This window comes from Enterococcus sp. DIV0213h (assembly GCF_051711285.1).
GTDB classification, from domain to species: domain Bacteria; phylum Bacillota; class Bacilli; order Lactobacillales; family Enterococcaceae; genus Enterococcus_D; species Enterococcus_D casseliflavus.
Genome location: NZ_JBIOMH010000001.1, coordinates 2994363 through 3017303, shown reverse-complemented (window position 1 = coordinate 3017303; position 22941 = coordinate 2994363). Strand labels below are relative to the sequence as shown.

28 protein-coding genes are annotated in these 22941 nt (G+C 43.9%); 18 read left to right on the top strand and 10 right to left on the bottom strand.

Annotation, left to right across the window (positions count from 1 at the left end):
- Positions 1-101 precede the first annotated feature (101 nt).
- Positions 102-350, bottom strand: a complete 249-nt coding sequence (locus IGI77_RS14170; protein WP_005234115.1) for a helix-turn-helix domain-containing protein — start codon at positions 348-350, stop codon at positions 102-104.
- A gap of 192 nt (positions 351-542) precedes the next feature.
- Here IGI77_RS14170 and IGI77_RS14165 point away from each other — a divergent pair, with 192 nt between their 5' ends.
- The gene (locus IGI77_RS14165) at positions 543-806 is read left to right on the top strand and encodes a hypothetical protein (RefSeq protein WP_005228502.1); all 264 of its coding nucleotides are present in this window, start codon (positions 543-545) and stop codon (positions 804-806) included.
- A 13-nt stretch (positions 807-819) separates the two neighbouring features.
- Positions 820-1737: a LacI family DNA-binding transcriptional regulator gene (locus tag IGI77_RS14160; RefSeq protein WP_010749901.1), complete on the top strand. Its 918-nt coding sequence runs from the start codon at positions 820-822 to the stop codon at positions 1735-1737.
- A 61-nt stretch (positions 1738-1798) separates the two neighbouring features.
- Here the strand turns inward: IGI77_RS14160 and IGI77_RS14155 are convergent, their stop codons facing one another.
- Complete coding sequence (locus IGI77_RS14155; RefSeq protein WP_074535470.1) at positions 1799-2572, bottom strand: MerR family transcriptional regulator; 774 nt, start codon at positions 2570-2572, stop codon at positions 1799-1801.
- A 114-nt stretch (positions 2573-2686) separates the two neighbouring features.
- Here IGI77_RS14155 and IGI77_RS14150 point away from each other — a divergent pair, with 114 nt between their 5' ends.
- The 5 genes from IGI77_RS14150 to IGI77_RS14130 all read left to right on the top strand — a co-directional run bounded on the left by IGI77_RS14150 (position 2687) and on the right by IGI77_RS14130 (position 8524).
- Positions 2687-3568 carry an HAD-IIB family hydrolase gene (locus IGI77_RS14150; RefSeq protein WP_156235368.1) on the top strand — a complete coding sequence of 294 codons (882 nt, stop codon included), beginning with the start codon at positions 2687-2689 and terminating at the stop codon, positions 3566-3568.
- A complete protein-coding gene (locus tag IGI77_RS14145) occupies positions 3555-3908 on the top strand; it encodes a DUF1827 family protein (RefSeq protein WP_010749898.1) in 354 nt (117 codons plus the stop codon). Before IGI77_RS14150 ends, IGI77_RS14145 begins: the two co-directional genes overlap by 14 nt.
- A gap of 249 nt (positions 3909-4157) precedes the next feature.
- Positions 4158-5624: a nicotinate phosphoribosyltransferase gene (locus IGI77_RS14140; protein ID WP_005228507.1), complete on the top strand. Its 1467-nt coding sequence runs from the start codon at positions 4158-4160 to the stop codon at positions 5622-5624.
- Between the two features lie 62 nt (positions 5625-5686).
- Positions 5687-6511 (top strand): ammonia-dependent NAD(+) synthetase, encoded by an 825-nt coding sequence (gene nadE / locus IGI77_RS14135; RefSeq protein WP_010749896.1) that lies wholly within the window; start codon positions 5687-5689, stop codon positions 6509-6511.
- 192 nt (positions 6512-6703) lie between these two features.
- Complete coding sequence (locus IGI77_RS14130; RefSeq protein ID WP_438770240.1) at positions 6704-8524, top strand: LTA synthase family protein; 1821 nt, start codon at positions 6704-6706, stop codon at positions 8522-8524.
- Positions 8525-8591: 67 nt separating this feature from the next.
- Here IGI77_RS14130 and IGI77_RS14125 read toward each other — a convergent pair whose 3' ends face one another.
- Together IGI77_RS14125 and nrdI are read right to left on the bottom strand one after the other, a co-directional pair.
- Positions 8592-10241 carry a MutS-related protein gene (locus IGI77_RS14125; protein WP_034869126.1) on the bottom strand — a complete coding sequence of 550 codons (1650 nt, stop codon included), beginning with the start codon at positions 10239-10241 and terminating at the stop codon, positions 8592-8594.
- Between the two features lie 41 nt (positions 10242-10282).
- Entirely contained in the window at positions 10283-10732 is a 450-nt protein-coding gene (gene nrdI, locus IGI77_RS14120; protein WP_438770239.1) for a class Ib ribonucleoside-diphosphate reductase assembly flavoprotein NrdI, read from the bottom strand.
- A gap of 135 nt (positions 10733-10867) precedes the next feature.
- On the opposite strand from nrdI, the gene gloA2 reads away from it, so the two are divergent.
- Positions 10868-11245 carry an SMU1112c/YaeR family gloxylase I-like metalloprotein gene (gene gloA2, locus IGI77_RS14115; protein ID WP_005228512.1) on the top strand — a complete coding sequence of 126 codons (378 nt, stop codon included), beginning with the start codon at positions 10868-10870 and terminating at the stop codon, positions 11243-11245.
- A gap of 93 nt (positions 11246-11338) precedes the next feature.
- On the top strand, positions 11339-11905 hold the full coding sequence (locus tag IGI77_RS14110) for a GNAT family N-acetyltransferase (RefSeq protein WP_005228513.1): 567 nt from the start codon (positions 11339-11341) through the stop codon (positions 11903-11905).
- Between the two features lie 4 nt (positions 11906-11909).
- Here the strand turns inward: IGI77_RS14110 and IGI77_RS14105 are convergent, their stop codons facing one another.
- Complete coding sequence (locus tag IGI77_RS14105) at positions 11910-12431, bottom strand: LURP-one-related/scramblase family protein (RefSeq protein WP_005228514.1); 522 nt, start codon at positions 12429-12431, stop codon at positions 11910-11912.
- A gap of 39 nt (positions 12432-12470) precedes the next feature.
- Positions 12471-13340 carry a Cof-type HAD-IIB family hydrolase gene (locus tag IGI77_RS14100; RefSeq protein ID WP_438770238.1) on the bottom strand — a complete coding sequence of 290 codons (870 nt, stop codon included), beginning with the start codon at positions 13338-13340 and terminating at the stop codon, positions 12471-12473.
- A 132-nt stretch (positions 13341-13472) separates the two neighbouring features.
- Between IGI77_RS14100 and IGI77_RS14095 the strand changes: the two genes are divergently transcribed.
- From IGI77_RS14095 to IGI77_RS14075, 5 genes are all read left to right on the top strand, one after another.
- Positions 13473-14162: a uracil-DNA glycosylase gene (locus tag IGI77_RS14095; RefSeq protein WP_016608882.1), complete on the top strand. Its 690-nt coding sequence runs from the start codon at positions 13473-13475 to the stop codon at positions 14160-14162.
- Between the two features lie 141 nt (positions 14163-14303).
- Positions 14304-15287 (top strand): phosphate acetyltransferase, encoded by a 984-nt coding sequence (pta, locus tag IGI77_RS14090; protein ID WP_005228517.1) that lies wholly within the window; start codon positions 14304-14306, stop codon positions 15285-15287.
- A gap of 215 nt (positions 15288-15502) precedes the next feature.
- Positions 15503-15976: a tRNA (adenosine(37)-N6)-threonylcarbamoyltransferase complex ATPase subunit type 1 TsaE gene (gene tsaE / locus IGI77_RS14085; RefSeq protein WP_438770237.1), complete on the top strand. Its 474-nt coding sequence runs from the start codon at positions 15503-15505 to the stop codon at positions 15974-15976.
- A complete protein-coding gene (locus IGI77_RS14080; protein ID WP_438770236.1) occupies positions 15969-16493 on the top strand; it encodes a GNAT family N-acetyltransferase in 525 nt (174 codons plus the stop codon). The genes tsaE and IGI77_RS14080 overlap by 8 nt, the downstream gene beginning before the upstream one ends.
- Positions 16494-16509: 16 nt before the next feature.
- Entirely contained in the window at positions 16510-17025 is a 516-nt protein-coding gene (locus IGI77_RS14075) for a GNAT family N-acetyltransferase (protein ID WP_010749887.1), read from the top strand.
- A 75-nt stretch (positions 17026-17100) separates the two neighbouring features.
- Here the strand turns inward: IGI77_RS14075 and IGI77_RS14070 are convergent, their stop codons facing one another.
- Together IGI77_RS14070 and IGI77_RS14065 are read right to left on the bottom strand one after the other, a co-directional pair.
- Positions 17101-17634 carry a 3'-5' exonuclease gene (locus tag IGI77_RS14070; protein WP_010749886.1) on the bottom strand — a complete coding sequence of 178 codons (534 nt, stop codon included), beginning with the start codon at positions 17632-17634 and terminating at the stop codon, positions 17101-17103.
- Positions 17635-17718: 84 nt separating this feature from the next.
- Positions 17719-18471 (bottom strand): exodeoxyribonuclease III, encoded by a 753-nt coding sequence (locus IGI77_RS14065; RefSeq protein ID WP_005234144.1) that lies wholly within the window; start codon positions 18469-18471, stop codon positions 17719-17721.
- A gap of 213 nt (positions 18472-18684) precedes the next feature.
- On the opposite strand from IGI77_RS14065, the gene IGI77_RS14060 reads away from it, so the two are divergent.
- The 4 genes from IGI77_RS14060 to IGI77_RS14045 all read left to right on the top strand — a co-directional run bounded on the left by IGI77_RS14060 (position 18685) and on the right by IGI77_RS14045 (position 21661).
- The gene (locus tag IGI77_RS14060) at positions 18685-18960 is read left to right on the top strand and encodes an AbrB/MazE/SpoVT family DNA-binding domain-containing protein (RefSeq protein WP_005228523.1); all 276 of its coding nucleotides are present in this window, start codon (positions 18685-18687) and stop codon (positions 18958-18960) included.
- Between the two features lie 49 nt (positions 18961-19009).
- Entirely contained in the window at positions 19010-19177 is a 168-nt protein-coding gene (locus IGI77_RS14055) for a type II toxin-antitoxin system PemK/MazF family toxin (RefSeq protein WP_438770539.1), read from the top strand.
- A 264-nt stretch (positions 19178-19441) separates the two neighbouring features.
- Positions 19442-20326: a UDP-N-acetylmuramate dehydrogenase gene (murB, locus tag IGI77_RS14050; protein WP_438770538.1), complete on the top strand. Its 885-nt coding sequence runs from the start codon at positions 19442-19444 to the stop codon at positions 20324-20326.
- Between the two features lie 117 nt (positions 20327-20443).
- The gene (locus IGI77_RS14045; RefSeq protein WP_438770235.1) at positions 20444-21661 is read left to right on the top strand and encodes a hypothetical protein; all 1218 of its coding nucleotides are present in this window, start codon (positions 20444-20446) and stop codon (positions 21659-21661) included.
- A gap of 66 nt (positions 21662-21727) precedes the next feature.
- Here the strand turns inward: IGI77_RS14045 and IGI77_RS14040 are convergent, their stop codons facing one another.
- On the bottom strand, positions 21728-22372 hold the full coding sequence (locus IGI77_RS14040; protein ID WP_005228527.1) for an ECF transporter S component: 645 nt from the start codon (positions 22370-22372) through the stop codon (positions 21728-21730).
- 2 nt (positions 22373-22374) lie between these two features.
- Complete coding sequence (gene coaC, locus IGI77_RS14035; RefSeq protein WP_005228528.1) at positions 22375-22932, bottom strand: phosphopantothenoylcysteine decarboxylase; 558 nt, start codon at positions 22930-22932, stop codon at positions 22375-22377.
- Between the last annotated feature and the right edge of the window lie 9 nt (positions 22933-22941).

The window sequence follows — 22941 nt, the reverse complement described above, 5'->3', positions numbered from 1 at the left end:
TTTTCATTTGATTAGATAACAATTGTTGCTAATCGATGAAAAGTGGGAAAGAGGCAAAAGAAAAAACGACCATTTGATCGTTTTTTCGATAAAGTCGATTGTTAGCATAAATACCGTTCTGGTCGTTCTGTCTGTCCTAATAAGTAATCGACAGAAACATTATAGAGGGAAGCTGCGTGTAGCAGCGTCAATACATCGGGTAAGCGATCGCCTGCTTCGTATAAGGTGTAATCGGGGTAAGACACATCGAGATGCTGGCATACTTCTTTTGGGCTCAATCCGCGTTCTTCTCTTAAAAATTTGAAGCGGCAACGCAAGGTGTCTAATAAAAAAGCTTCTTCTAATGTCACTTTGCGGTCCTCCTTAAAAATAGCGCTTTTTTTCGCACTGTTCTCTTTTTATTGTACCAACAAAAGCAAAATATGCGAAGTGATTCACATGAAGGGCGATCGGTTTTTGTCAAAAAGTGAAACAAATGACTTGCTCTGAGACGCGTTTCATACAGTATGCTTGATTTATAAAAAGGAAGGCGGGATGGAAACATGAATACATACATGAAGAAAAATGGTGCGGAATGTTGTTATGTGACGTTGGCATTTGATGGACAACAACTGGTATTGACGAAGCCAAAAGGGTTCTTTCAAGAACGGTTAGTAGAAATTCCTGTGGATGAGATCAGTCACTTGACGTGTGATGAACACTTCGGGTCTCAGCGCATCGGATTTATCCATCACAACGATTACTATGAATTTTATACATGTGGGCTAAGTGTGATAGACTATATGAAAGAACAATTATTCGTTTAAGGAGCAGTGAGTCATGGCAAACATTCGGGATATTGCACGCTTGACCGGCTATTCGGTCTCAACGGTTTCACGAGTCATTAATAACAATCCTTATGTCAGTGAAGAAAAGCGTCGTAAGATCCTGGCTGTCATGGAAGAGGTCAACTATATTCCGAATTACACGGCGCGGGCATTAAGTGTCGGCAAAACCAAAAACATCGGCGTGATCCTGCCGTTTGTCAATCATCCCTATTTTGATCGATTATTGAGCGGCATCACGACAGCAGCGTTTGCTCGTGGCTATAAGGTGACGCTTTTAGCCACGAACTATGATCCGCAAGTAGAGGAAGCATATTTGCAAGAATTTGCGGCGAAAAGCTTTGATGCTTTGATCATTACTTCGCGGGCGAATCCGATCGAAACCTTATTGCCTTATCGTTCATACGGGCGCATCGTCTTTTGTGAAAATATCTCGTATTTGACTGACGGCTGCACTTATATCGATCGAGAGGAATCGATCAAGGAGGTCTTCACGTATTTTAAGGAACAAGGCATCCAGAAAATCGGCGTGACATTGGGACGTAGCCGCAAGCTCAGCAGCAATTCAAAAATCACGGTCCGTTTGGCTCATGACTATTTTTCGACCTTTTCCGAAGACTTGATTTTTTGGGATTGTTTGACGGAAGAAGATGGCAAAGAAGCGGCTGCTTATTTTGCAGATAAAGGAGTCGAAGCGATTTTCACCAATGGGGATCATGTTGCTGCTGGGATCCAGTCGCAGGCGCCGGGAGAATGGCTCGTGATTGGACGGGACAATCTATACATCAGCGAGCTGCTGCAGCTTTCAACGATCGATCATCACTTGCAAGCTTGCGGGGAGACCGCCGTCCAATTGGCGGTAATGGAAAAAAGCGGCAACTATCGCATGCCCTATGAGTTCATCAAACGATAGCTACAGACGAAACGATGCGCAAACAGTGCCCCTGAGCGGGCAGTGCTTGCGCATCGTTTTTTTAATGGGATTTGGTGTAATGGTCAATGATCTGTTTCAACAGCTGCGCGCTGCCGACGCCTGCTTTTTGATCGTAATAGGCGGTAAAACGCTCGTCTTGAACGTACATTTCCCCTAAAGATCGGTGATATTCTGCTGAGTAAAAGGGCGCTGCTTGTTTAAGCCATGCTTGATGCGCAGCAAAAGCCTTTTCGGCTTTGTCAGAAGGGATTCGTTTCCCTTCCTTTTCATTCAATAGCTCTTTTATCAGCTGCAACAAGCGGTTTTCGTTGTCGGTCAGTGCTTGATAATCGACTTGGGTCATCTGCTGCCACTTTTGGTTGCTTTGTTCGATGATTTCCTCACCGTAGGCTTCTCGTAATTCGGCACCGTAGTTCGCTTCGTTTTCACGAATTTTTTGTTCCTTAAAATAACGGAATTTCTCTTGATCGGTCATCGTCTTTTCTCCTTCATAATAATCAATTGTTTGCGCTAAGGTGGTCAAAAGACTGTCCAGGGCTGCTCGCTCTTGTAAAAGCTGTTGGTAATGCTGCAACAAGACCGTTTGGATCGATTCCTGTGGCTCATCCAAGATTCCGCGGATCGTTTCTAATGACAGCCCAAAAGACTTAAAATATAAAATCTGCTGTAGGCGATCGACTTCCTGTCTCCCGTAGATACGGTAACCAGCTGAGTTGGTGCGTTGCGGTTGTAACAACTTGATCTGATCATAATACCGCAGGGTACGGCTGCTGACTCCTGACAGTTTAGCTAAGGCACTGATCGTATATTCCATCGGCTTTTCCCTCCTTACACCTGTATCCTAAAGGTTGACGTAACGACAAAGTCAAGAAAATTTTTTTGCGTTTTTTAAAATGTGCTATAATTATAACAAAGAAAGGAAGATAAGATGCAAATAGTTTTTTCTGATATTGATGGGACGTTCCAAGAAATGGGGCACCCGATTCATGAGATCAATAAAGAAGCCATCCGTTGTTTGCAAGACCAAGGGGATCACTTTGTGTTTGTCACAGGGCGAGGATTTGAGCTTGTTCAAGATATGATGGCGGAAGAAGGCCTTTCCTGCGATGTGATTTTTGGAAACGGCGCTGGTCTGATGGTAAAAGGAGAAGCGCCTGTTTTGACGCATACTTTGCCCTATAAGACATTGGCGCAAGTGATTGGTATCTTAGAAACAGAAGAGGTTTTTTATTTCTTACATACTGACCATGGCATCATTTCCCCACAAGCGCATTTGTATGAAGCGCAGTTTCAAGAAAGCCGCAAGCAGTTACTCGCGGAGTTAGGGGAGCGAGGACAAATCATCGCTGACTACAAATATGAGTTCTTTTACAACGAATGTCTTCATAAAGACGACGTGCTGCAGTTTATGAAGGAACATCCAGAGATAAAGGTCATCAAAATCGAACTGATGGAAGCGTCAGACGAAAAAAGAGAACGGCTGCGGGCGATGATCCAATCAGAAACGGCTGCGATTTTTCAATCCTTTGTCCAAACACTGGAGATCGTTGATCCATTGGCGACCAAAGGTGCCGCGATCCGTTCCTTTTTAGAAGCTTTTCCCGCTGCCAAAAGCTACGGGATCGGTGATGGTGAAAATGACCTTGCCATGTTTGAAGCGGTGGATGTTTCTTTGGCTGTAGCAAATGCCAGCCCAGCGATCAAAGCAGTTTGTGATCGAACCATTGAGCGCGCGGAAGACGGCGGTGTTGGCCGCTTTATTTTAACAGAATTAGTTTCGAGAGAGGATGTTGTGCATGAAGTTGATTGAAACCCCAGTAAACCAAAATCTAAATATGGAAACTTTTTACCCGAACATCTCCAAGTATCTATTCGACAAAATAGCGATCAAATACTATAAATTGTACTCGCTTGATCGGACGCAGATTCTCTATGTGGATAGTTTTGATACGATTTCTTTAGTATTGATCAACAATAAAAAGAAAATCAGTCGGGAAGAAGTCGACACAGCGATTCATCGTTTGCTGAAGGTCGATCGCAAAGACGTGACCGTCAATGTTAATATTCGTAAAGAAATGGAAGCAAGAGGCATCACCTTTTCTAAACCGAGGAAAGATGTCATTCTTGTTCAATTGCCTGTGAAAGAATAGTAGTTGAAAGAAGTTGGGACATGCACGTTGCAAGAGCAATCAAACGTTGAACAAAGGGGCGACCTTATACGCGCGCAGGAATGATGCGCCAATAAGTAGGAGGCTGACCCATGCTTTTGAGCAATTTGTTCTCAGATGGATTGCCTTGTACTAGCAAAAACCCAACTTTTTTTTGAAAAAAACAAGATTTTCTGTCTTTTGTGTTTTTTTTGCTATAATGAGAAGAAGTAAGCTAGAGGGAGTAAGAACATGCAGAAATTATTTAAAGATGACAGCTTGACGCTGCACACCGATCTCTACCAAATCAACATGATGCAAACCTATTGGGAGTTAGGCAGAGCCGATCGTAATGCGGTGTTTGAATGCTATTTCCGTGACATGCCTTTTGAAAACGGCTATGCGATCTTTGCCGGTCTGGAACGATTGATCGACTATTTGAACGATTTATCCTTTTCAGAAACGGATATTGCCTACTTGCGAGAAATCGGCGGCTATCCAGAAGCCTTTTTAGAGTATCTAAAGGAGTTCAAGTTTGCTTGTACCGTTCGTTCTGCGTTAGAAGGCGATTTAGTCTTCAACAATGAACCGATCATTCAAGTAGAAGGGCCGTTGGCACAAGCACAGTTGATCGAAACGGCGTTACTGAATATGGTCAATTTCCAAACACTGATCGCCACGAAAGCGGCCCGCATCAAATCCGTGATCGGCACGGATCCCTTGTTGGAATTTGGTTCACGACGGGCACAAGAATTGGATGCAGCCATTTGGGGGACTCGAGCGGCTTATATTGGCGGAGCAGATGCGACGAGTAATGTGCGGGCAGGGAAGATTTTTGGCATCCCAGCCAGCGGAACCCACGCCCATTCCCTCGTGCAATCCTACGGCAATGACTATGATGCATTTATGGCGTATGCCCAAACCCACAAAGATTGCGTATTCTTAGTCGATACCTATGATACATTGCGCTTAGGTGTGCCAAATGCGATTCGTGTGGCCAAAGAGATGGGGGATAAGATCAATTTCTTAGGTGTGCGGATCGACAGCGGCGATATGGCGTATATCTCGAAAAAAGTCCGTGAACAGCTGGATGAAGCGGGATTCACGGAAGCCAAAGTCTATGCTTCCAATGATCTAGACGAAAATACGATTCTAAGCTTGAAAATGCAAAAGGCGAAAATCGATGTGTGGGGTGTCGGCACCAAGCTGATCACCGCTTACGATCAACCGGCATTAGGCGCGGTTTATAAACTGGTGGCCATCGAAAATGAGCAGGGAGAAATGATCGACACCATCAAATTATCCAGCAATGCTGAAAAGGTTTCGACTCCTGGGAAAAAACAAGTTTGGCGGATCACCCGTAAATCTGACGGCAAGTCAGAAGGCGATTATGTCACGCTATGGGAAGAAAATCCACAAGCAGAAGACGAACTGTTCATGTTCCATCCTGTTCATACCTTTATCAACAAAACAGTGACGAACTTTGATGCGCGACCATTATTGCAAGACATCTTTGTGGATGGCCAGCAAGTGTATCAAGTGCCTGACTTAGAACACATCAAAGCCTATGCGACGAATTGCTTGGATTCCCTTTGGGACGAGTACAAACGTGACTTGAATCCACAGAAATACCCAGTCGATCTTTCGCAAGAATGCTGGGATCATAAAATGCGCACGATTGAAAAAGTACGCAAACAAACCAATGGCGCGATTTTGTAATCCGCAACTGCGCTGGTCCTAGGATCGGTCAGCTGCTTCAAAAAATAAGAGGAGGCGTTTCTATGACCATGCAACAAGAAATTATCAAAGAATTAGGAGTCTTACCGACCATCGACCCGAAAGAAGAAGTTCGTAAGAGTATTGATTTTTTAAAGGCGTATCTGCAAAAGAATCCGTTCTTGCATACGTTTGTCTTGGGGATCAGTGGTGGACAAGATTCGACGTTAGCTGGACGGCTTGCGCAATTGACGATGGAGGAAATGCGCAGCGAAACTGGGAATCCTAACTATCAGTTCATAGGGGTACGCTTACCTTATGGGGAACAAGCAGACGAAGAAGATGCCAAAAAAGCGCTAGCGTTTATCCAACCAGACATTGAGCTGCGGGTAAACATCAAAGCCGCCGTCGATGCGCAAGTACAAGCGGTGGAAGAAGCAGGGTTAGCGGTTTCCGACTTTAACAAAGGCAATATCAAAGCCCGTCAACGGATGATCACGCAATATGCCATTGCGGGTGAAAAAGCAGGGGCTGTTCTGGGAACAGATCATGCTGCGGAAAACATCACCGGCTTCTTTACGAAGTATGGGGATGGCGGAGCCGATATTTTACCACTGTTTCGTTTGAATAAACGCCAAGGCCGTCAACTCTTGCAATACTTAGGCGCGCCAGAAGCGTTGTATACAAAAGTCCCAACTGCGGACTTGGAAGATGGCAAACCTTTAGTGGCAGATGAAGCAGCTTTAGGAGTGACCTACAACGACATCGATGACTATTTAGAAGGCAAGGAAATTTCGGCTGAAGCCCAACAAACCATTGAAAACTGGTGGAACAAAACGCAACACAAACGCCACTTGCCAGTCACGATTTTTGATGATTTTTGGAAATAAACGAAACCAATGATTGAGTTCCATTCGGATAGAAAGAAGAGTCTAGGGGGCAAGAAACCTTAGACTCTTTTTTTATGAGGCTTGCTTTCTTTAAAAATAACAAAAGCTTCTTACCTCGGCTTTACTTTCTTGCCTCGAAAGCATAAAATACGAGGGTACCTAGAATGTGTAGAAAAGGAGGAATGTTCCTTCGTGAAAATAAATAGCCATCCTTATCTGAAGATCGCATTAAAAGGCATCGTCATCGTCCTGTTGATCATTTTCAGTAATTTATATTTGCAATGGTGTCAAAACAATCTTTCCGTTGAATTAGCTCTGAAATTTGCCTTTTCGTGGCATACAGCAAAGTTTTTCTTGGCTTGTGGGGTGCTACTGCTGGTGTATGGGGTGTTTGCCAGCTTGGCAGGTTCGGTACTGATCGGAGGCGTCTTTTATAGTGTCGTCATCGGAATCTTAGGATATGCCAACCACACAAAGATGGTCTATCGCCAAGAACCAATCTATCCCGATGATTTAAAGATGGTCACTCAATTCGATCTTCTTCGAACCATGATCGGCAATGGCGCCTTTTTCTTAGCCATCCTCTTCGCTCTGGCGGCGATCGGAGCGATCGGCTGGAGTATCTATCGCAGCCGCAAATTAAACCTGCGTTTGCAAGTGATGCGAGGAGCGGTGCTGGTCGTATGCTCGCTGGGCTTAGTCTATGTTTCTCACTTCAATGACAGCAACAACCTTTTACGCAAAGCCTACAATCAGACGGCGCTCTGGATTCCGTATTCACAAAAAATGAACTACTACAATACGGGATTCATCGGTGGGTTTTTGTACAACCTGCGGGTAGATGCCATGACGAAGCCTGAGGGGTATTCAAAAGAAGCGATCCAAGCGATTGCGGACACCTACAATGCACAGGCTGCGGAGAAAAATCAAGACCGTGAAAGTGAAGCACCAAATATCGTCTATGTGATGAGCGAGAGCTTTTCCGACCCGAGCCATTTAAATGGCTTGTCGATCACCGGCGATCCGTTGAAAGACTATTACCACGTCGCCGATCAAACCATCAGTGGAAAAATGCTTTCGCAAAATTATGGAGGCGGTACGGCAAACATCGAGTTTGAAGCGCTGACTGGTTTTGCCATGGGCCTATTGAATCCGCAAATGACGACGCCTTACACGATGCTGGTGCCGAAATTGACGCAACTGCCATCCTTGGTTTCTTTCTTGGAACAATCAGGGTATACGGCAACGGCGATCCATCCTTACGATACATCGATGTACAAACGCAAGGATGTCTATGGCGTGATGGGGTTTGAACAGTTTATCGATCAAGAGACGATGACCTATACCGACAAAATCGAAAATAATCCTTATATTTCTGATGAGGCGGCCTACAAAGAAGTGCTGGCATTGTTGGAAAACGATCAGCAACCGCAATTTGTCCATTTAGTGACGATGCAGACCCATATGCCGTATGCTGGTAAATACGATACCTTGAATTACCAAGCAAGCGGTCCGGGCAATATGGCTTCTTTGGAAAACTACCTGCAGGATATCTCCTACAGCAGTACAGCATTGAAAAACTTTGTAGCTGAATTAGAGCAGCTGGATCGGCGAACGCTGGTCGTCTTTTGGGGGGATCATTTACCAGGCATTTATGCCGATGAGATCAAGGAGCAAAATGAAACGGCTGCCCTGCATGAAACGGAGTTTTTGATGGTCGATTCGCAAGGAAATTTTGCCCCAGAAGATGTACCTGTAACAAGTCCCTTTTACTTTGCGCCGAACCTATTAGAAGCCAGTGACCAACCAACGAGCGGGTTTTACCAGTTGTTATTGGCCTTGCAAGATGAGCTGCCAGCTTTTGAAATGGGTCAATACTATCAAGGCGGGCAATGGCAGACGACCCTTGCATTGGATCAAGAAGCCCAAGAAATCTATGATGCCTACAATTTGATCCAATACGATGTGTTACAAGGAGAGCAATACAGTTTAACGACTGGTTTGTTTGACTAACTGAAACGTAAAATAGCGCCTTATCCCAGTGTTAGTCACAGGATAAGGCGCTTTTGTTTGTATGAAGTTATAAATCCTGCCATTTACGGTTTTGATCAAAATCATTGGCGGCGGTATAGGCGTCTTGAACGATCGTTTCAGGGTAGCCCATGACTTTTAAGAGGGCGATTGCATTGCGGCTCAAGGCAGGACCGGATTTGACCTTGTAATCAAAGGAGATGCCGTCATCTTCCGTGACTTGTTCAGAAAAATGAATGTTGCAGCAGTCATTTTTCAATATTTCAGTCAGCTCAATATCATGAGTGGCGACAAATGCCAATGATGGGTAGGCTCGCAGCCAATGGATGATGCTGGCAGAAGCAGCGATCCGTTCCACCGTATTGGTTCCTTTTAAAATCTCATCAACAAAACAATAGCAGCGCTGGTTCGTGGCAACGGTGTCTAGCAGGCGTTTGATGGATTTGATCTCTGCTACGAAATAGCTGTCGCCTTCAAATAAATCATCTTCGACAGCCATCGAGGTAATGACGTGACCGGGAACCATCGTAAAGGTTTCGGCAACTGCTGTCTGGATCGTCTGTGCCAAGATGCAATTGATGGCGATGCTTTTGACATACGTCGATTTACCCGAGGCATTGGAGCCAGTCACGAGGGTATTGTGGGTCCAAGCAACATCATTCATGACTGCTTCACTTAGAAGCGGGTGATACGTACCCGTTGCTTGTACACCTCCGCTTGTTTGGAAGGTCGGTAGGCAAGTGATGGGCATATACGTGCGAAAATTTAAAATGGCGGCTGCGACTTCCAATTTTCCCAGCAAATTCCACAGATCGATGGCTGCTTGTTGGTGCTTTGCCAGGGTAGTAGTGACCGTTTGATAGGAAATAAACGGCAGCATAAAAATGATATTGATGTATTCAAACAACATGTCTCCTTCGCTGCCGTTTTTGGCACGAAACGAAAAGGCGAAACGAGTGATCTTTTTTAATGGTGCCAAGGATTGTTTGATCTCATCTTGGAGGGGCGTGTTGATTTTAGCGATCTGACTGCCACAGGCAATCGTTTGAACCAAATAGCGCATGCTGTTCAGTTCTGTTTCCAGCTTGGCTTTTTTGATGGAGTAATAGATCGTATTGAAAACGACACTAACCAACGTCAACAGGATGCCTTGGACAAACCCCAGCAGGAGCAGCAAGATGCCGACTAACGGCAGCACACCTAAAAAGACAAAGAACGGCAGAGAGCCGATCGATTGCGCAGCTTCATTGGCCAAGTAGGCTTTTGAGAAATTATCATCTTGTTTTCCTAAACGAGCAAACGTATATTGGGATTGTTCGCGTGCGGCACTGTCAGCAGCAAAAAAGTCGATCAATTTGGTCAGCTGTTTGTCCGTCTTGAAGCGAAAATTGCGTAATTGCTGGTACAATGCTTCTGAACCAACACTGGAAAACGTCAGATTAATGGACTCAAACAACGAAAAGCCATCCAAGTCATACCAAGTGATGTCATCGACCTCGCTATCAAAATCGTGAAACTTCTTCTCAGTCAGCCAAGCCTTTTTCAAACTCGCTTCTTTATCAAAGCGGGGCTGACGGGGAAGCTTTCCCCAAGCAAGCCGAACGTAACGGCGTACTTTGTATCGATTCCAGATATCTAATGCGGTCAAGATGAGAATGCTGGCGAGTATGATCAAAATGACCATCGTTTGTGGTTCCATATGCAAAAGTCCTCCTAATGGCTAATGAATGCTGGCTAAAGTTAAGTGTTGCTGTGGGCAGGATCAATTTCTTTCAAACAATCATAGATCCGTTCAATATCTTGGGTCGTTCCTCGCAGCTCGAAATCCGCTAAGAACGGGATCGAAAATTGCTCCGCATATTGCATTGCGGTCAAGCAATATTGATAATTGAAGTTTTTGTTGCCACTGCCGATCACGCCTAAGCAAAGAGCTGCGTTGTTTTCATAGTCAATGTATTCCCGCATGGTTTCTGTGAGGATCTCCTGATCGCCGTTATCGACGCCATTTCCACCTTCTAAATAGGTAGGAACAAAAACCACATAAGGTTCGTCTTCTTGTTCAAACACACTGTTGTCATGAATTTCTTTGGCTTCCCAAGTACTCGGAGTGTCTTGCTGATCCGCATAGGCCAACAAGCGGTTGACGAATGCACGGGTATTTCCAGAGATTGAAATATAAAGTAGTTTCATTTTTTCATCACCTTCCGCTTTCTAGTATAACAGAAACCATTTATGAAAAGAGGAGAACTTCGGCAGTCTTTTCTAGTAAAATGCAGCCAAAGGCTTTAAACTGAGAGAGGAGTCCAATACAAAGGAGTGGCAATAATGTTTTCAAAAATGCATCATGTGGCGATCATCGCCAGTGATTACCAGCAGACCAAAGAATTTTATGTAGAGAAATTAGGCTTTGAAGTGATTCGTGAACATGCGCGCCCAGAAAAGAAAGATGTAAAAATCGACCTGCGCTTTGGGGAATCAGAAATAGAACTGTTTGTGGTGGAAAACCCACCAGCAAGACCAAGTTTCCCCGAAGCAGCTGGCTTGCGGCATTTGGCATTTGCGGTGGAAAATATTGAAGCAGTCGTGGCAAAGTTAGCCGCCAAAGGAATTGCGTGTGAACCGATTCGTTTCGATACCTTTACGAATAAGAAAATGACCTTTTTCCAAGATCCAGACGGCTTGCCGTTGGAATTGCATGAATAAATAAGGAAAACTTTGTGTGGATCCTTTGTCGATTCAACTTGGTTTTTCTTGAGAGAATTGTTATTCTATGTATAGAAGTAAGGAGGAGAAAACGTGATAAGATTTGCAAAAAAAGAAGATCGCTTTGTCATGGCTGAACTCGTTTTAGTCATTTTAAAGGATATGGAATTGCCGTTTGTCAAAGAGATCGGTGAAGCAAAGACCTTAGAGATCTTGGCAGATGCCATGCTAGAACCCGACTATCGTTACGGCTTTCGCCGTGCGTTGGTCAATGAGATCGACGGGGAGGTTGCTGGGGTCGCCTTTGGATACCCAGACAAAGAAGAGGCGACGATCGATCAGCCTCTAGATAAAGTGCTGGAACAGTACGGTTTGAGTAAAGACATGAAGCTGTTTATCGATGAAGAAACCTTACCAAATGAATGGTACTTAGATACCATCTGTGTGGCTGAGAAATTTCGCGGTAAAGGTGTCGGCTCAGCCTTATTAGAAGCGTTGCCGAAAATTGCTTCTAGAGATGGCTATGAGGTGATCGGCTTGAGTGTTGATCGAGCAAATCCCCATGCGAAGCGGCTCTATGAAAAGCATGGCTTTGAAGTCGTGGCCCAAAGAGAGATCAGTGGCCACCTATACGACCATATGCAAAAAAGAACCAGCTGATTTTTCAGCTGGTTCCATTTGTTAGTCGAAGCTCAAGAGGATGGTCTTTCTTGCGGTGCCGATTGTACAGCCAGTAATCCATGACGGCAGCGATACAGATGCAGACTGGTGCATCCCGATCATCAACGACATCCAGTACATAATAATCCCCCGTCAATAAGGTCGCCTTATCCATTTCCATGATCTTTTTATTGAAATGATGGATCCCATAGCGATGATTGTAGATATCGCCGTGGACCGCCCAGTGAAGTTGCTGGATATAGTAGAAATCACCCGGCCAGTTAAAGATTTTTTGCAGTGTACCGACTTTCTCAAAGTCTTTGTAGATCTCAAAGCGCGTACCAAAAGTAAAGCTGATTTGTTTGATACTAGCAACCATTTGCCCATTCAAGCGGTAAAGGGAAAGAGCATCGCCCTTAGTTCCCCAACGGCCCACCATTAAAAACAGTGATTTGCCTGTTTCATCTTTGACAATGGTGCGTGTGACTCTGCTAAGTTGTCTGTCTTGGATGAAAAATTCTGACATACTTACGCCTCCTCATGTATCCCCAAAAAGCTGCGTGATTTAAAGATTTTCATCAATTGCCCGAACGATCGCTTTGCCGACACCAGACTCAATATTGGTGTCCGTCAAATACCTCGCGGCTTCTTTTACCTCTAACTCGCCATTTCCCATTGCAAAACTAACGCCTGCCAGTTGCAGCATACTTACGTCATTTAAGTTGTCACCGATCGTCATCACTTCCTCCAGTGAGATCATCCGATCCTTAGCGACATGCGCCACTGCGATTCCTTTTTGCGCGTTTCGGTGGTTGATCTCAATATTGTTTTGTCCAGAAGAAGTCACCACTAGATCGCCGTACCCATCGATGATTTTCGTGATAGGACCCAATACCCGCGCACCATCTTGATGGAAGCAGATCACTTTCAAAAATTCTAATTCTTCGATCGAAAACAACTCACTGAAATCATCGACATAATTGATCGGTAAAAATTCCAAACGGGCTGCTGTCATAGCAATCGCCATCTTATGGGTTAAATGGGGCATTGCTTCTGCCGTGTGGATCGCAAAATTTTCGATCCGACGTGTTTGGCTTTCCGAATAGATCCCGTTGCTCGTGGAGATCTCAAAATAGATGTCGTTTTCTTTTAGTAGGTCGATCAACGAACGAGTTTGTTCATGGCTGATCGGCACAGTAAATAATGAATTACCCGCTTCGTCGTAGACTTGGGCACCATTCAAGGTGATCATTGCACAGTCGATCCCGGCTTCTTGCAGCGGCGGCAATGCCTCTTTGCGGTTACGGCCAGTTGCGACCATAAATTCGATTCCTTTGGATTGGGCATATTTGATTGCTTGGATATTTTCTTCTGAAATCTGCATACTAGCATTTAAAAGCGTACCATCCATATCAGAAGCAATTAATTTGATCATTGTCAGCGTCCTTTCTTAATCGTTTCTACAAATAGTGTACCATAAATCGCGCATTTTTTTTCTTTCGAAGAGTAATTCTTGTTTCTAAGGGGAGGGATTTGTTATCCTAGAAGAAAACAAAGGAGATTCGCCATGAAACGACTATTGGACAATGATTGGCAAGAACAATTGCAGGAATCATTTGAGCAGCCGTACTACCAACAACTGCGGGCTTTCTTAAAACAAGAATATGCCCAGCAAACGATCCATCCAGCAATGGATCATATTTATGAAGCCTTAAAACTGACACCATACCATGACGTAAAAGTTGTCATCTTAGGTCAAGATCCTTATCATGGCCCTCACCAAGCCCACGGACTGTCGTTTTCCGTACAGCCGGGGGTCAAAATACCGCCTTCGTTGCGGAATATTTACAAAGAATTAGCTGATGACTTAGGGATTCCACCTGTGTCCCACGGTTATCTCGTACCTTGGGCGCAACAAGGGGTCTTATTGTTGAATACCGTGTTGACAGTACGTGAAGGGCAAGCCTATTCACATCACGGGCATGGCTGGGAGCAGCTGACTGATACGATCATCGAAAAATTGAATCAACGAGAAGAACCAGTCATTTTTGTTCTTTGGGGCAAACCCGCCCAAAAGAAAGCCGCTTTGCTAGATACTAGCAAGCATATTATTATAACAGCGCCTCATCCAAGTCCGTTATCAGCGCATCGAGGATTCTTTGGTTCGAAGCCTTTTTCTAAGATCAATCAAGCATTGCTGGCGTTAGGGGAAGAACCGATTTCCTGGGCGTTGCCAGAAAAAATAACACAGTTGTAAAACTGTGTTATTTAGAATGAGTGAATTTGTGAAAAAGGTAACGATATTTAAAATAATCGACTAATACAGGATTTTTATCTGTTCTTTTTTTCGCAATTATTGTACAATGGAAGGGTATAAAAAAACTGGAGGTCTTTACCCGTGGAATTATTCGAAAGTTTAAAATTTAAAATCGTGCGTCGTCATATCAAAATCGTTTTTCCTGAAGCAACAGATCCTCGTATCCTAGGTGCTGCTAGCCGTTTACGTTCAGAAGAATTGATTGAACCTGTTTTGATCGGTAACCCGGTTGAAATCGAAAAAGCAGCGGAAGCTCGCGGAATCAACGTATCAAACTTTGAAATTTTAGATCCTGAAAATTATGATCGTTGGGATGAAATGGTTGAAGCTTTTGTGGAACGCCGCAACGGCAAAGCAACGAAAGAACAAGCAGAAGAAATCTTAAAAGATGTCAACTATTTCGGTACAATGTTGACTTACATGGGCATTACTGAAGGAATGGTTTCAGGAGCGATCCATTCTACGGGTGATACAGTAAGACCCGCTTTACAAATCATCAAAACAAAACCAGGTGTGAGCCGTACAAGTGGTGCTTTCTTAATGGTTCGTGGTCGTGACCAAGAAAAATACTTGTTCTCAGACTGTGCCATCAATGTAAACCCAACTGCACAAGAATTGGCAGAAATCGCTGTTGACTCAGCGAAAACCGCTGAATTATTTGAAATCGATCCAAAAGTTGCTATGTTAAGCTTCTCAACGAAAGGGTCTGCGAAAGCACCAGAAGTAGATAAAGTCGTTGAAGCAACAAAAATCGCTAAAGAATTGGCACCAGAATACCAAATCGATGGAGAATTGCAATTCGATGCTGCGTATATCTCAGCAGTTGCGCAATTGAAAGCTCCTGAATCTGAAGTAGCAGGTAAAGCAACCGTCTTTGTTTTCCCAGATTTACAATCAGGAAACATTGGCTACAAGATCGCCCAACGTTTCGGTAACTTTGAAGCGATTGGACCAATCTTACAAGGATTGAACAAACCAATCTCTGATTTGTCTCGTGGTTCAAATGAAGAAGATGTCTACAAATTATCAATCATTACTGCGGCACAAACACTAATGGAAAAATAAGCAGCTAATCGCTGCACTTATGAAAAACTGATCCCTTGAGGGTCAGTTTTTTGTTTTGCTCTTGGAAAGTTGAGGGCAGCAAAGCAGGGGGCGTCGGCAAAAAGCAACGATCCAGTGATCGTCGGGGAATTTTCCCTAAGCTCCTTCTTTACAATTCCTTGAAAAACAAGCTATACTAGCAACTAGTAAATTAGATTGATCAAAGGATGGGGACTATGTTTACCATTAACGACTTAGAAGCAACTGCAGCATTTGCAAAAATCATTGGAGAGGCAGCCGAGCCAGGGGATAATCTGGTATTGACGGGCGATTTAGGTGCTGGCAAAACAACCTTGACGAAAGGCATCGCCTTGGGGCTAGAGATCGAGCAACTGATCAAAAGTCCGACCTATACGATCATTCGTGAATATACCAATGGGCGGCTACCTCTGTACCATATGGATGTCTATCGGGTGGAATACGGTGCAGATGATTTAGGACTGGATGATTATTTCGAAGGGGATGGCTTGTGTGTGATCGAGTGGGGCAATCTCTTAGAAGCCTCCCTGCCAGAGGATTATTTAGAACTGATTTTGGAAAAAGATGATACAGATGAACAAAAACGTCTTGTGAAATGTCATGCATATGGCACCAAAGCAACCGCCTTTTTGCAACGGATCACAAAAAAATGGCAGGCAGCCCATGAGTGAGATCCAATTACAGATCAAAGAAGCCACGGGTGCTGATGCCAAAGCTGTGTTAGCAGTCAGTCAACAGCTAGGAGAAGAAACGGATTTTCTCGTGATGGACGAAAGCGGCTTGGCGTTGCCAGAAGCCCTATTGGCAGAACAACTGGACGCTATCTATGAACGGGACGACTATTTGCTGTTGTTGGCATTTGATCAAGAACAATTGATCGCCATGGCATCAGTCAAAGGCCATGAAGAGTGGCAATTAGCCCATGTCGGGGAGATCGGTATCTCGATTTTAAAAGACTATTGGGGCTTAGGCTTAGGTTCGCTCCTGATTGAAGAATTACTGGACTGGGTAGTAGAAGTTGGCGAATTGACCCGCATCGAGTTGACCGTCCAAGCGAGAAATCTACGGGCGATCCATCTGTATCAAAAATTTGGTTTTTTAACAGAAGGCTGTATGAAAGAAGCGGTGCAAACCCGCGAGGGGCAAAAAGTTGACGTCTTGATGATGGCACGTCTTTTTGAATCATAAAAAAGGAGTGAAGGAAATGGAGTTTCGGGAACCGACGATCGCAGACTGCGATCAAATCGAAGCGTATCGGCAAGCCTTCGAGAAGAATCAAGAAGTCATCCATGGTGGGGCAGGACTTGTAGAAAGTCCGACAGCCAAAGACTGGCTAGAGGGATTGGTGGATTTTAAAACAGCAGAAACGGTACCAGAAGGATTCGTTCCCGCCCGTACCTATCTGGCTATCCAAGATCAAAAAGTGGTCGGTCTCTTGAATCTGCGTCTGACACTTAATGCGTATTTGCGCCAAATTGGCGGACACATCGGGTATTCAGTGCACCCAGACCATCGAAAGCAAGGCATCGGCTCGGCAATGTTGGCACAGTCATTGGTAAAGGCCAAACAATTTGGCTTGAACAACGTGTTAGTAACCTGTGAAGAAGCCAATCGCGCCTCCGCCAAAGTCATTGAAAACAACGGTGGTAAATTGACAGAAAAAGTCATTGATCCTGAAGATGGCGCTATAATCTGTCATTATTGGATCGATCTGACTTAAAATGAATCCTTCCTTAAATGAAAACGTGCGTCCTAAAGGCTAGCGCAATGCTGACTTTAGGACGCACGTTCTTATTTATTTGACTAAAACCAATTTTTTTAATGGATCGATACCAAATTCTTCTTCTTGACGCAATAAGATTTGGGCACATGCCCGACTATCTTCTAGTGCATCATGGTGGTTTAGTAAAGGAATCTGTAATTGCTCACAAACCGTGTTTAATTTGTGGTTCGTAAATTCTGGATACAGCTTGCGGCTCGTTCGCACCGTGCATAAGGAAAGATAATTTGGTTGTGACAACCCATAATAATCAAGACATCCCGCCAAAACTCCAGTATCAAAACCAGCGTTATGCGCAACGATCAAACTGTTCAGTTGATAATATTGTTGGATTTGTTTCCATACGTCAGGAAACTTAGGCGCTTCTTGTACATCTTCTGGACGGATGCCATGAATTTGAATGTTTTTCCAAAAAAATTCCGTTTCCGGTTGGATCAATGTGTAATATTCGCCCACGATTTTGCTATCTTGTACCATGACTAGTGCAAGGGAACAGGCACTATGCTTTTGATAATTTGCTGTTTCAAAGTCCATTGCGATAAAATTCATCAGACTCACCTCATTGCCATTCTAGCACAAAATCAAAGAATGAAAAGCGAACAAACGTTAAGAAAAACTGAAGTTTTCTTACGGTTAGTTGAGATCCAGTTCCACCGGACAATGGTCACTACCAATGATATCTGTATGGATCTTGGCGTCTAGCAAGCGCTCATTTAAGTCATCCGAAACGACAAAGTAATCGATGCGCCAGCCAGCATTGTTTTTGCGAGCGTTGAAACGGTAGCTCCACCAAGAATAAATACCTTCTGCATCTGGATAGAAATAGCGGAACGTATCGGTAAAGCCAGCAGCCAAAAGAGTCGAAAACTTTTCCCGTTCTTCAGGTGTAAACCCAGCACTTTTTTGATTGGTTTTCCAATTTTTGATGTCGATATTTTTATGGGCAACATTCAAATCACCGCAGAGAATCACTGGCTTTTGTTGTTTCAATTCAGTCAAGTAAGCCAAAAAGGCATCTTCCCAAGTCATGCGATAATCCAAGCGGCGCAATTCATTTTGGGAATTCGGTGTGTAGCAAGTAATCAAGAAAAATTCAGGATACTCCAGCGTGATGACGCGACCTTCCGTATCATGTTCTTCGATTCCTAATCCATAACGGACCGATAGTGCAGGTTCTTTTGCGAAAATTGCTGTGCCAGAATAGCCTTTCTTCTCCGCATAATTCCAGTATTGATGATAGCCTGGTAAATCCAATTCGATCTGACCTTCTTGCAGCTTTGTTTCTTGTAAACAAAAGAAATCAGCATCGAGGGCTTCAAACACTTCAGAAAAATTTTTTTTAACGATGGCCCGTAAACCATTCACATTCCAAGAAATAAATTTCATTGAGACTCCTCCTTATTTTCCACTACGCCTCCCATTTTACCTAAAAAAGCCAGAAGCGCAAAGCAAGTGAGCGGAATGAGGAAAACAAGGAGGAAGAATGAGGATTAAATTTGGATGCTAGAGAAAATTCGTTTGTAGTACGGAAAAGGAACGATGGCTCCTTACGCTTACTTCCATTTTATGATACAGTCATTTTGAAAAGGGGGCAGTTTCATGACGATCAAAGCGCAAGTTTCAGCGAAAATGACTTCGAAAAATCAAATAACTATTCCAAAAAGTGTGCGGCAAATACTAGGCTTAAAAGAGAATCACTGGGTAATTTTTGAATTTACCCCAGAAGGTGAGATCAAGGTAAGAGGCGAAAAAGCAGCACCTTCTTTTGAAGCTTTTTGGAAACAAGAATTAGCGATCATAGAAGAAATGGGGAAATTTGACACAGGTGAGATGTTTTTTGAAAAAGATTTAGGTGAGGAGAACATTGAATGGTAAGGCAAGGAGATATTCTTTTATTGACTTAAATCCCACCAAAGGAAATGAAATGGCAAAAAAAAGACCGTGTGTAGTGGTTAGTAATGATTATTATAACAAGAGTTTCAATACCGTCTTAGTGATGCCACTCAGTAGCTCAAAAAAATATGTAGAAGAAAAATTTGCTCGATCGAATGCGTTTCAAACAGTTACCGAAACACAAAAGAGTAAAGTTTAAGGGACGATTCTTTGTCAGCATATTCGCAGTGTGGACTTCTTGCATCGCAGCAACTTAGAAGTAGTCGATAAAGTCACTACCGTGATGAAAGAACGATTATCTGAAATAACAAAACACTTTTTTTGAAGCTTACTCTTTATTAATCAGGTCATTCGATTATTAAGCTTTTCTTTGATTCACCAGAGGTAGCAACTTTTCCTTGAACATGCTAAAATAAGTGAGATGTTTATTGTGAAAGGAAACCTTCTCGTGAATAAAGACTTGATGATTGCGCAATTCCCTGAAATTGCCTTATTAAAAGATGAACCCTTATTGAACTATACGTATACAAAAACTGGTGGACCGGCAGACATTTTGGCTTTTCCCAAAACAGCAGATGAAGCCAAACAGCTGCTTGATTATTGCCGAGAACAAGCGATTCCTTGGATCGTCTTAGGAAATGCCAGCAACTTGATCGTCCGTGATGGTGGTATTCGCGGCGTGGTGATCATGCCATCAGAAATGAACCAAATCGTGGTGGACGGCACTTCTTTGATCGTCGATGCTGGAGCAAAGTTGATCGATACCACCTATGTCGCTTTGCATGAATCGTTGACTGGTTTTGAATTTGCCTGCGGGATTCCTGGCAGTGTCGGCGGTGCCGTCTTTATGAATGCTGGCGCCTATGATGGCGAAATCCAAGATGTCTTTGCGTCCTGCGACGTTTTGCTGGCTAATGGTCAAATCGTGACTTATACCAAGGATGAAATGGAATTTGCTTATCGTCATAGCAAATTACAAGAGCAAAAGATGATCATTTTGAGCAGTCGCTTTGATCTAGCAAAAGGCGATCAAGAGCAAATCAAAAAGCGGATGGATGAACTGACAGAATTGCGGCAATTGAAGCAACCGCTAGAATACCCCTCTTGTGGGAGTGTCTTTAAACGTCCAGTCGGTCATTTTACCGGCAAGCTGATCCAAGATGCAGGCTTACAAGGATTGAAATGGGGCGGAGCCCAAATTTCGGAAAAACATGCGGGCTTTATCGTGAATGTCGATCAAGCCACTGCAACGGATTACGTTGAACTGATCGCTCATATCCAACAAGTCATCAAAGAAACCTTTGATGTCACCTTAGAAACAGAAGTCCGAATCATCGGCGAAGAATAGATTAGCGAGAAGATTGTCCCGAGGGGCAGTCTTTTTTTTATGAGAGCTGATAAAAAAGAGCTTAGGTTTGTAAGCTTTCTCAGTCTTCGGTACAATAAACGAAAAGGAGTGAGCAGGATGAAAAAGTGGGGACGCGTCATTTTGTTTGTTGGGTTCGCCTTTCTTTTCGGCGGTTGTACGAAATTACCGCAAGAACAGTTTGCCGAACAGTTGACGAATCAGCAAGCAGCGAATGCTGGTGAATTCCAAGCGACGATCGATACCTTTGAGATGGGCAGCAGCGAATACGGTCAAGAAGCCGATAGGTATGCCTCTATGTTGATGTCACAGTTAGTCGGCTCGTCATTTAAAGGGGAATTCGTCCAGGACAAAGAAACCAAAGCGATTTTACTCAATCTGGCAGTCGCTTTTGGGGAGCAGGAGCTGCCGATCAAGCTGATCGTCGATCCAGAAAAACAAGAAGCGTATGTGTCAGCTGAAATCTATGAAACACTGCAAGGGTATATCAGCGCATTTGGTAGTGACAGTTATGGGACAAAACCAGACGCTGCGGAATATGAAGGCAAATACCTGCGCATCGATCAAGAAACCTTAGATTCTTACTTTGGCGAAGGAACTTTTGCAGAGGACGGCGAGGGGACAACCGAAGCAGAAAAAGAGCCTGAAAACCTCTTTACCATGAACAGTCTTTTTCATAATGAGACATTTGCAGACTATTTGAAAACCTTTGAACCGGATGCTTTCAAAAGAGATGGAGATACGATCAGCCATACGTTTACCAAAGAAGAATTGGCAGATTATGCAGATTATGCCCAAGAACACGGCGCCGATCAAAAGCAAGTCGCCGAATTAGAAACGATGCTGCAAGAAGTTGAGCAGTTTGACTTAACCATGACCGTCAATACGAAAACAAATCAGCAGAAAATGGCTTTTCACTTCGTGCAAGCGGATGAGCTGCAAACCACTATCGGAGCCACGGTGACTTTTACAGGGAAGAAAAGTGATACTGCTGTTGCGATCCCTACAGCGGAAGAATTGATTGACCCAGAAGAATTGTTTTCTCCCTATGATTATGGTTGGGATGACAGCTATGACGATGGGGATGAAAATGATAATGATGATGAGTACTGGGATAGCTATGATGAAACCGATGATTGGTCTTCTTATATGCTGACGGATGAGGAGTTTGAAGAACTGCTGCTGCAAATCAAGCAAGAGCTGCCTTATTTGACCCAAGCAGATATCGATGATTATCTGACATTTTATGAAGAGTATTTGACTCAAGAGCAGTATCAAGAGCTTGTCGAAGCACTCCAAGTGACACAAAGTCTATGAGTCACTCAAAAGGGAAGCGACCGCCTAAGTTAGCCAAAAAGCTAACTTTGGGCGGTCGCTATTTTTTTAGATACGATTTTTTTTGCGGTTCATGACTAAGCGTAAAAGCACGGTTCCAACTGCCATCGTGGCGATTCCCGCTACAATGGCTTCAGGTACACCTTGGGCGAAGATCACGCCCAAAATCGCTGCATAGACAGCATTGCCGGCTTTCCCCACAACCTCCGCATATTCTTGCTGGAACAAGAAGTAGATCAGGTTCATTACCAGGATCGTATTCGTCAAGCCTCCAGCAACACCAGCAATCAGTAACGAAAGACTTTGCTGTTTGTTTTTCCAGATTTTTTGACAGCCTTTGTAAACAAAGTAAGGAACGACACCAATCAAAATACGAGGAATCAACGCTACGAGGATCGCTTTCCAGCTTCCTTGATCACTCCCATAAATCGGTACGAAAGGGGAGAAGACAAAAGAAAGCGGGGTGATGATCCAGGTCGAACGCACCATACTGATGATCCCAAAGGCGCCGCCTAAAAATCCGCCGATCCGAGGGCCTAATACAATGGAAGCGATGATCACAGGAATATGCATCGTTGTCGCATTGATTGGTCCTAAGGGAATAAACCCAAGAAAGGGAACCGATGCTAAAAGAATCAAGATTCCCAAAAAGAAAGCTGTTAAGACAAGTTCAAAAGTTGATATTTTTTTCATTGTTAGACACTCCGTACTTCCAAAGCAGTCAATGCTTTTTCAAGAATCGTTTCTGTTGCTGCTAATGCGCCTCTGCCGAAATCACCGCAAGCCAGTAACGCTTCACGGGGTTCAATCTCTTGGAAGCCGACTTCTTTCAAAATCCCCAAATTTCTTTGAACAATCGGGTTTTCGTACATGACGGTATTCATGGCTGGCGCAATCAAGCGGGGCACGGATAACGGCAACGCTAAGGCAACTGTTGAGATCAAATCATCGGCTATCCCATGCGCCAGCTTGCCAATACTGTTGGCACTGGCTGGGGCGAGCAAGAAAAGATCGGCTTGTTTGGCTAGTTCAATATGATTGATCCGATCTGGTTGACGTTCTTGCATAACATCGACATGGATCGGGCGTTTGGATAATGACTGTAACGTCAAAGGCGTAATAAATTGTGTGCTGTTTTGAGTCATTAAGACATCCACTGCATAGCCCTTTTTGGTTAATTCATTGGTTAGGTCGGCTGCTTTGTATGCAGAGATACTGCCGCTGACGCCAAGCAGAACGTGTTTTTGTTTCATGTTTCTTTC